We start from the raw sequence: 9,081 nt of genomic DNA, 5'->3' as shown, positions 1-9,081 counted from the left end.
ATTTTTCCTCCTGTAGCATATTTTTGTTCAGGAGGAAAAATTTTTAACTTCTTCTAAACTAATAATTTTTTAAGCTAATAATAGGTGGAACTCTTCCAAACTTACCAGCATAGCTGGTAGTCAAATTTATAATTTATGTAAATTTTAAAGAATTACATCCGTGTAATTCTTTAAAATTCCGATGCGCTAAAATATGCAGGACATATGTATCCGATTAGAGGATTGTGTGTCACAATTTTGAATGATTTGGATTGAATGTACTGTTATCAAAATATGAGGTGTATTATATTCAATACTTGAATGAAATCCTGCATGTAATATTACAACATTGTATCCTACTAGGACATTATAACAAACTCAACCTGCTTTATACAGAAATCTCGATCTCTTTAATTTTTGCTGACATTTGTTGCTCAAGAATATTATATATAAAATCATGTATCTTATCTCTTTCCTTATATGTCTTTCTATAGTCGAACATAATGACATAAAGGTCATTGCCATCTATTTTTCTTTCACCTGCTATCTGACCGGCGACTTTGGATATATAACCTTTCAGATTTAACAGTATATCATTCAAATAGATGCCGGATGATAATTCGATATTATGATTAAACATACATAACATCCCTGCTGAACTTATATCAACCACACGTCCTTGAAATAAATCTTTTCCCAATTTTATACTAAATAAAGCCTTATAGATATTCTTACATTTTACTCTTAAATATTTTCTTCTTCCCCGCGCATTCTGGCTATTTAATATGTTAATAATACTATTAGTACATTTATCCAATCCATTATCAATGCATATATATCCACCTGGAATATTTAGATTTGATAAATCAGTCTGTAAAAACTCATCGTTTCCATTCGTTGTAATAACCCCCGCTATGATTGTATCTGTTGTAGGGTTTTCAAGTATTGATTCTATATACAGCATCCAATCATGATGATTAAGCTTAAAATCTATATTAACATATAATATCGAATTACTGAATTCATCAAAAAGGTTGATCGCTGACAAATGATTATTGAGAGGATATGCCTCATATTCATTTTTAATCAAATATTTAATAATATGCTTTCCCTGAGGGATATGAGGATAGAGAAAGAATGTTTTTTTCCCTTCAATTATATTAGTTGAAATATTCAAAATGTTATATCCCTATTATTGCCTTTGGAAGAAGATGTTTTTAGTAAATTAAATATATTTCACAGGTTTTTTTATTGGATAGATTAATATATATTAAATATTTGATTTTTCAAGAAAAATTCTATTTTTTCATTACCTCCTGTGAGGGTAGCAAATTAAATTTTTGAATACTCCAGCTACAGTAATCTTCGGTTCATGCAGCATTTTTATCCTCAAAACGTCTTAATTAATTATCCTTTCCCGCCCACATGGGTGCCTAGACCTATTTGATTTACATTTATATGCTTTGCTGATGTATATTTTGTTTTATTCGGGAATTATGTGATGGAATAATGTCAAAAATTAACTAAATTGATCTGAGTCATTAACACATTATGGATTTTTGTCAGGGAATATTAAAACCTACTCAGTTATGAAGGCAGGATAATGAAAATCCCTGAGAATTCAGGCTTTTAACGGTTTGCGAAGTCTTCCCAAAAGGTGTATTAGCGAGAGGAATCCGAAATGGAAATGTAAGATTTCGATCCATTAGTCCCCGGTCTAATTTCAGCTCTTCAGAGATTTCAGCCAAGCAAGTTCAGCTTTTAGATGATTTTCTACGTACGTAAAGAGGTGCATCTGTGAACTACTCTCTGGGACATTGGATTCCTCATCAATTTTCTTTTTAATATATGATAATTTATCCTTGATTGTAGCTGTTCTTTCGTAAATAAACTGCTCCTTCTGTTCCTGCGTAAGGGAATTGTAGAACATCAACACAATATCAATGTCAAAATGGATAAGGTTGTTATCAAAATATTGTTTTAACATCTTCCTAAAGTGTTTTCTGCCAGAGGGTACTATTTGATAAATATATCTTTCTGGATTACCGCCCTTTTTCTCAGCTCCTACCCTTTTTACCCAACCATTTTTTACAGCCTTTTTAATCGCATAATATATGGAACCAAATTTTATATCAAAATAGTCCTCTATTCTATCAACAATTTTTTTCTTAATCTCATACCCATATAAATTTTGTTCCATGAGTAATCCTAAAATTGTAATTTCTATTTTCATTGCAGGCTCCAATATTTATCAATTTTTTAATTATCAACAAGATCTTTATATGTCAGTATTATTCTAAAGGTTGCCCTACTCATACTTTTTTAGCCGAGTATATTGTTTCATACTAGGTTAATTATCAGTTTATGATCGTTCTAAATCATTACTTCCAAAAATATTCTCAAGAAATTAACTATGTATTTTGTTCTTATTTTATTAAGATTATTTTGAATATTTTAAGTACATTATACATCATTAAAATAAAAAATCAACAAAAAAAGTATTTTCTAAAAGACATAAGCCATGACTCAAATAAACATATACAATGATTCATGACATTTTTTAGATATATAAGAATTTTATCATTCGTGTCTCAATTGCTTTCCCTATAATACTGGTAAAAGCCATACAGATTATAAATATTGATACCTGATCATTTGAATATACACATAAATATTTTACATTTATGATGAATAAACATCAGTAGGATTATGTTATAAAAATTATTATATTTCTTCTTGACATAATTAGTGTTTATTCAATTATTGAACATAATAGTCAAAGATTCAACTCGATTGCACTACGAGTGAACAAAAATGAAATAACTATCATAAAAAGAATCAATTATATGAAAAACAGCATTACTATTGACAATAATAGAGATAAAGCCATGGAAATCGTCTTGGTTGCAAAAGAGATATTTGCTAAGCACGGTTATAAGAAAAGCACTCTAGAGGATATTGCAAATAGTCTGGATATAGTAAAGAGTGCTTTATATCACTATTATAAAAACAAAGAGGATATTTTCTGCAGCGTTATTGAGTTTGAGATAGATACATTTTTTAACAAGTTAAACATTGATATTAGAAAATCGTCTTCCACAAAGGGGAAACTACTTAAATTCAGCAAAAACAAATACCTTTATTATAAACAATTTTTAAATTTATATAATTTAACAGTGGATGATCTTTATGAGAACTATAAGAATATAATTAAAATAAGAGAGGGTTTCATTAGAAAGAATATTGAGTTTGTAGAAGCCATCCTACAAGCGGATTCATCACTGAGAGACAGGAAAGAGATTAGAGATTGGTCCAGAATTTTTATTTTCAGCGTTAGGGGAATTATCAAAAATTCTTATCAAAATGACAGAATGAAAAATCAAGATAGAGAAATTGAACTGTTTATAGATATTTTCCTGAAAGGCATAAAAGGAATATAAGGTGATGTGGAAGGAATTATTAATTGTATATTTTATTTTTTTTCAATCTTTTTTTGCTGTTGAAATTCCAGCAGAGTCTAACCTTACATTAAGGCAGGCAATATTATTATCATTGAATAATAACAATAATTACAAGGCCGCTACAGAGTCAGTTGAGGAGAGCAGATTAAAGGTTCGTGAGACTTGGGGAATGTTATGGCCAACGCTTTCAACTGACATCGCTTATACCCGAATGGGTGCAGAGACGGGATTTAATTCCAGCATTGAGGGACAATATGATATCAAATTTATAAATGGAGAGATTGCCGTAAATCCTGGAATCTTTTATCATTCTTTAAAAGCCTCCAGGGACGGACATATTATCGCTGTTAACAATAGAAGAAAAATAAAATCGGATACAACGATAAAGACCATCAGCTTTTATTATAGGGTTATGCTCACACGAGAAACAGTAACGATGAGGAGAGAGTCGCTGGAATCTCTCATGGAAAATCTGAAGACAGTAACTGCGGGTTATGAAAAGGGGATTCTTTCAAGGCTTGATTTTTTAAGGGCAAAGGTTGCCGTTTCCAATGCAAGAACCATGCTTATAAATGCAGAAAATGATTATCTTACTGCTATCTCAATGCTCAATATACAATTGGGCAAGGATATCAATCAATCGATAAAACTGTCGAAGAGTGTAGGCTTACAAGTTAGGGATACATCATTAGATGGATTGGATACAAATGATGGAGGTAAATTAATAATAGAAATGATTGGCGAGGCATTAAAGAATCGACCAGAATTGATACAGATAAAGAAGAAGAGGGATGCGGAAGTTTATGGAGCTAAAGCTGGTGAGTCTATTTATATGTGGCCTACCTTTTTTATTAGTGGTAATTATGGCCAATCCAAGACTCTTCGCAAGAGTGAGGATTTTTCAACAGGTGATCCGGATATGGATCAGATGTTTAGCGGTATTCAGGAGAGCTTTTCCCCAAGTGAGTGGAATAGACAATGGGCTGTTACATTCGGCGCCACCTACCGCTGGGGTTCCCTCTTCAGCATTGATTCATCACATGCGAAGAGCAAACAGGCCAGAAGCAAAGCAAAGCAGACAGAGTATCAGTTAAAAGATTTTATTGAGGCTGTAAAGTTAGAGGTTAAGAGGGGTTATTTAAAATTAAAGTCAGCATCAAATTCTTTAGAAGCGCAAAAGGGAAACATTGAAACAGCAGAGGAGACGTTAAAGGTTTCAAACATTCAATTTAGAAATGGGATTATTGACAATACAAGGCTTTTGGAGGCAAATGTTCAACTAACAACTGCCAAAACCCTTTTTATACAGTCCTTATACGACTATCAGGTTGCAAAGGCTGAGTTGAACAAGGCAATCGGCAAGGAATACTTTACAATCGAGTAACATATAAACCAGCAAAATTACATCTGATGTGAGTTCGTCTAGCACTTTGTATAGACATAAAGTCACACTGTCGATATATCTATTGATTTTAAATGTTTCTGATTTAATATTCACTCTTGGTACATAAATCGACTTTGATCTTTTCAAGATGGTTTTTTAATGAATCAACATCATGAATATTTTTTGTTATGGAGTAAACGATGAGAAAAGTCATCCTTATTATTATAGTTCTTTTTATTTTAGGAATTTCTGCATACAGGCTTATAGTACGGTTTTCATCTGAAGGAGATAAGGCTGAGAGCGGTTTCAATAAAATTCCAGTCAAAGCTGTGGCCATAAAGCAAATGGATATGGTCAATAAAATGAAATTCACAGGCAGCATTATCGGAACAGAAGTAGTGAAGGTGTTTCCTCAAGTGCCTGGCAAGATACATTCAATACTAATACAAGAGGGGCAAAAGGTTTGGAAAGATAAGACACTATTCAGGATAAACAGGGACATCGTAGGAATGGAATACAAGCTTGCGGTTGTAGAATCTCCTATAACTGGATACATAGGAAAAATTATGGTAGACAGGGGAATGGCTGTTTCACCTAACACTGCCTTATGTCAGGTAGTGAATATGACAACTGTCGAGGCAGAGATAAGACTGATGGAAGAGGATATCAATAGAGTAACAGTAGGCATGACGGCAAATATAAGGGTTGAGGCATTTCCAGATAGAATATTTATAGGAAAAGTATACAAAAAGAGTCCCGTTCTCGATGAAAGAAGTCGAACCCAGGAGGTAAGAATAAAAATCAACAACAAAAAACTTGCACTTAGGCATGGAATGTTTGCTGATGTTTGGATAATCTTGGGAGAGAGGAAGGGGGTAATAGCTGTTCCGGAAGATTCAGTAATAAAAATCGGATATGAGAGCATAGGTATTTATAAAGTAGAAAATCAAAGGGCGGTATTACAGAAAATTATTACAGGACTAACCGTTAATAATTATACTGAAGTAATAAGCGGTCTCAAGAGAGATGATATTGTCATTACACTGGGTCACGAAAATATTTCAGATGGTGATGAGTTGATTATTTATCGAGAGGATATTGACGCAAAGAGTGGACAAGGGAGGGAAGGCTTATGAAGCTATCAGATCTTTCCGTTGATCGTTCCATTACAGCAATTATGATTTTTGTAGCTCTGGTTGTACTTGGGATTGTCAGCTTTTCAAAGATTCCACTTGATCTCATACCGGATATAGAGTTTCCCATCGCTGTGGTGATTACTGAATATGAGGGGGTTGGGCCAAAGGAAATTGAGAGTACAGTAACCAGGCCTATAGAGGAGAACCTCTCCAGAATCAATAATGTTGAAACGGTTATTAGTGAATCCAAGGAAGGAATCTCAATGGTTAGGATTGAGTTTACATGGGGCACAGATATGGGATTGGCAATATCAGACATAAGGGAGAGGCTAGATATTACCAAGAAATTTTTGCCTGAGGATATTGAAACTCCAATTGTTATCAAGTTTGATGTGTCAATGATGCCCATAATGGTGTTATCTTTGTCTGGCAATAGGGATAACGCATGGCTTCGAGAATTTGCAGAGGATTCAGTTAAGAATCTTATTGAACAGGTTGATGGCGTTGCGTCTGCAGTGGTCAGCGGTGGAGAGATAAATGAGGTGCATGTTGAGCTTATAAAGAATAGGATGGATGCCTATAATATCACTATTGATTCAGTGTTATCGATACTGAGATATGAGAACATGAATGTTGCTGGAGGCAATATAGAATCGATAAATAAAAAATTCACCCTTAGGACAAGGGGTGAGTTTGAGAATTTGGATGATATAGAGAATGTTGTTGTAGCTGTAAAAAACAATACACCCATATATCTCAAGGATATTGCCAGGGTATTCGAGGCGCCGGCAGAAAGAAAGGAAATATTAAGGCTTAATGGCGAGAATGGAGTATCCCTCAGGGTTAACAAGCAATCAGATAAAAATACTGTAATTGTGGCAAGGTCAATTCTTTCGCAGCTAGAAAAGGTTAGATCAACCCTTCCAAAGGGGATTGAGATATCCCCAATGTTTAATGAAGCAGATTTCATTGAGAATGCGATAACTAGTGTTGTAGATAATGCCATATTAGGTGGGATAATCGCAGTGTTTGTTGTCTTTATATTTCTGAGAAGTATAAGGTCGTCAATAATACTCGGTTTATCGATCCCAATATCTATGATTGCGACCTTTATTGTTATGTATTATTTTGATCTTACCCTCAATATGATGTCCATGGGAGGACTTGCCATTGGAGTTGGAATGCTTATTGATAACTCCATTGTAATTCTCGAAAATATCTTCAGATTCAGAGAAAAGGGGGCAAGACCAAAGGAGGCAGCAAAACTTGGGGCAGATGAGATGGCAATGGCGATTACTGCCTCTACCCTTACAACAATATGCGTATTTATTCCATTCCTCTTTACTGAGGGTATAACTAACCAACTCTTTAAGGAGATGTCACTCACTATATCCTTCTCGCTTCTAAGCTCTCTGGTTATTGCACTTACCCTTATACCGATGTTGACATCAAGATTTATCAAGTCAGTTAAGGTTGAACATAGTGGCCGATTCACTATAATAAACAGAATTTATGTGTGGAGTGAAGAAAAATTTAACATTCTTGAAGGTTTTTATTCAATTGCTATTGAATGGGCGCTAAATAACAGGAAAAAGGTTGTACTCTTTACTTTGATAGCTATAGTTATCGGTGCTATTCTGCTTCCCATAGCTGGAATGGAATTCATGCCTGATCAGGATAGGGCAATGTTGACCTTTGAGGCAAGTCTTCCAGTTGGAACAAATCTTGATACTACAGAAAGCGTTTTGAAGCTTGTTGAAAAGAGAATGTTAGGTGTTTTAAAAAAGGAGGAGTACAGGGCTTTATCAATTAGGGCTGGATATGGCACTGGTTTTGCAGCGGCTTTTGCAGGTACTACTGATCATACTGCAAAGGTGGAGACACGTCTTGTAATGAAGGTTGATCGGGAGAGGCATGTAAATGAGATTAGAGAGGCTGCAAGAAATGCATTGGCTGATATTCCAGGAGTAACATTTAATTTTTCAGCGCGAAGTGCTGGGGAGAGCGCTTTTGGTATGGGTGGAGCGCAGATAGTAATCGAGATCTATGGATATGATCTTGAAGAATCCGCTAGATTTACTTCAGAAATATACAATTCAATAAAAGACATAAAAGGATTGGCAGACATAGATATTTCGAGAGAGGAGGGTCTTCCTGAACATGTTATCAGGATAAATAGGGACAAGGCGTCAAAGATGGGGCTTAATGCTGCTATTGTCTCCAATTTGATCAAGAACAATGTTGCTGGGAAAGTGGCGTCACGATACAGGAAGAAGGGCAAGGAATACGATATAATGGTGCGGCTCAGAGACGAGGATAGAAAAACTATTGATGATATTGAGAATATATGGGTTAATACCCCGGTGGGGGTCACTGTCCCATTGGGAAACATTATTGATATAAATTCAGAGAGCGGTCCAGTGACTATTGAGAGGAGGAAACAGGAACGCGTCACATATATTAATTGCAAGGCTGAAGGAAGAGCATTAAACGAGGTGGTTGGAGATATTCAGGAAAGGATCAGCAGGATACCCAAGCCCACTAATTTCTATGTGCATATTGGAGGCGCATACGAGGATATGCAGGAATCATTTAGGGACCTAACTTTAGCTCTGATTCTTGCCATAATACTGATTTATATAATAATGGCGTCTCAATTTGAATCCTTTCTATCTCCATTTATAATAATGTTTACAATACCGACAGTTATCTTTGGTGTAATGGTATTTCTCTTCCTCACTGGAACAACCTTCAATGTTGTGTCATTTATTGGCGTTCTGATGCTTGCTGGTATTGTTGTTAATAATGCAATAGTACTCGTTGACTATGCAAACATCCTCAAGGCGCGGGGTATGAGTGTCAGAGAAGCGCTAATTGAAGCCGGGAAAAAGAGGTTGCGGCCTATAATGATGACTACATTCACAACCATCTTTGCACTATTACCTTTAGCAATGGGATTGGGCGAGGCCTCTGAGATGATGAGGCAACTCTCCATGTCAGTTATAGGGGGGATGAGTTCCTCATTTATTTTTACATTGATATTCTTGCCTGTGGTATACTCACTCTTTGATACCCTTACTGAAAGAGTAGGGATGCGACTCAGAAAAAAGAAAACTTAAGG

General features: G+C 35.1%; 6 protein-coding genes. 4 read left to right on the top strand and 2 right to left on the bottom strand.

The annotated features are described in order from the left end of the window. Positions 1-367 precede the first annotated feature (367 nt). Entirely contained in the window at positions 368-1,156 is a 789-nt protein-coding gene (locus tag SVZ03_15745; protein ID MDY6935661.1) for a hypothetical protein, read from the bottom strand. Between the two features lie 546 nt (positions 1,157-1,702). Beyond that, positions 1,703-2,212 carry a PadR family transcriptional regulator gene (locus SVZ03_15740; GenBank protein ID MDY6935660.1) on the bottom strand — a complete coding sequence of 170 codons (510 nt, stop codon included), beginning with the start codon at positions 2,210-2,212 and terminating at the stop codon, positions 1,703-1,705. 613 nt (positions 2,213-2,825) lie between these two features. Between SVZ03_15740 and SVZ03_15735 the strand changes: the two genes are divergently transcribed. From SVZ03_15735 to SVZ03_15720, 4 genes are all read left to right on the top strand, one after another. Continuing rightward, on the top strand, positions 2,826-3,419 hold the full coding sequence (locus SVZ03_15735) for a TetR/AcrR family transcriptional regulator (protein ID MDY6935659.1): 594 nt from the start codon (positions 2,826-2,828) through the stop codon (positions 3,417-3,419). A 4-nt stretch (positions 3,420-3,423) separates the two neighbouring features. Beyond that, positions 3,424-4,824: a TolC family protein gene (locus tag SVZ03_15730; GenBank protein ID MDY6935658.1), complete on the top strand. Its 1,401-nt coding sequence runs from the start codon at positions 3,424-3,426 to the stop codon at positions 4,822-4,824. A 200-nt stretch (positions 4,825-5,024) separates the two neighbouring features. Beyond that, positions 5,025-5,960 carry an efflux RND transporter periplasmic adaptor subunit gene (locus tag SVZ03_15725; GenBank protein MDY6935657.1) on the top strand — a complete coding sequence of 312 codons (936 nt, stop codon included), beginning with the start codon at positions 5,025-5,027 and terminating at the stop codon, positions 5,958-5,960. Continuing rightward, positions 5,957-9,079 (top strand): efflux RND transporter permease subunit, encoded by a 3,123-nt coding sequence (locus tag SVZ03_15720; protein ID MDY6935656.1) that lies wholly within the window; start codon positions 5,957-5,959, stop codon positions 9,077-9,079. Before SVZ03_15725 ends, SVZ03_15720 begins: the two co-directional genes overlap by 4 nt. Positions 9,080-9,081 lie beyond the last annotated feature (2 nt).

The organism is Spirochaetota bacterium (assembly GCA_034190085.1).
Classification (GTDB): Bacteria; Spirochaetota; UBA4802; order UBA4802; family JAFGDQ01; genus JAXHTS01.
Note: the sequence above shows the minus strand (reverse complement) of the source record. Positions and strands in the feature narration are given on the sequence as shown.

Excerpts from the sequence above, each read along its gene's own strand:
- SVZ03_15725 (MDY6935657.1), top strand. The coding sequence starts at position 5,025 with ATGAGAAAAGTCATCCTTATTATTATAGTTCTTTTTATTTTAGGAATT.
- SVZ03_15740 (MDY6935660.1), bottom strand. The coding sequence starts at position 2,212 with ATGAAAATAGAAATTACAATTTTAGGATTACTCATGGAACAAAATTTA.
- SVZ03_15735 (MDY6935659.1), top strand. The coding sequence starts at position 2,826 with ATGAAAAACAGCATTACTATTGACAATAATAGAGATAAAGCCATGGAA.
- SVZ03_15730 (MDY6935658.1), top strand. The coding sequence starts at position 3,424 with ATGTGGAAGGAATTATTAATTGTATATTTTATTTTTTTTCAATCTTTT.
- SVZ03_15720 (MDY6935656.1), top strand. The coding sequence starts at position 5,957 with ATGAAGCTATCAGATCTTTCCGTTGATCGTTCCATTACAGCAATTATG.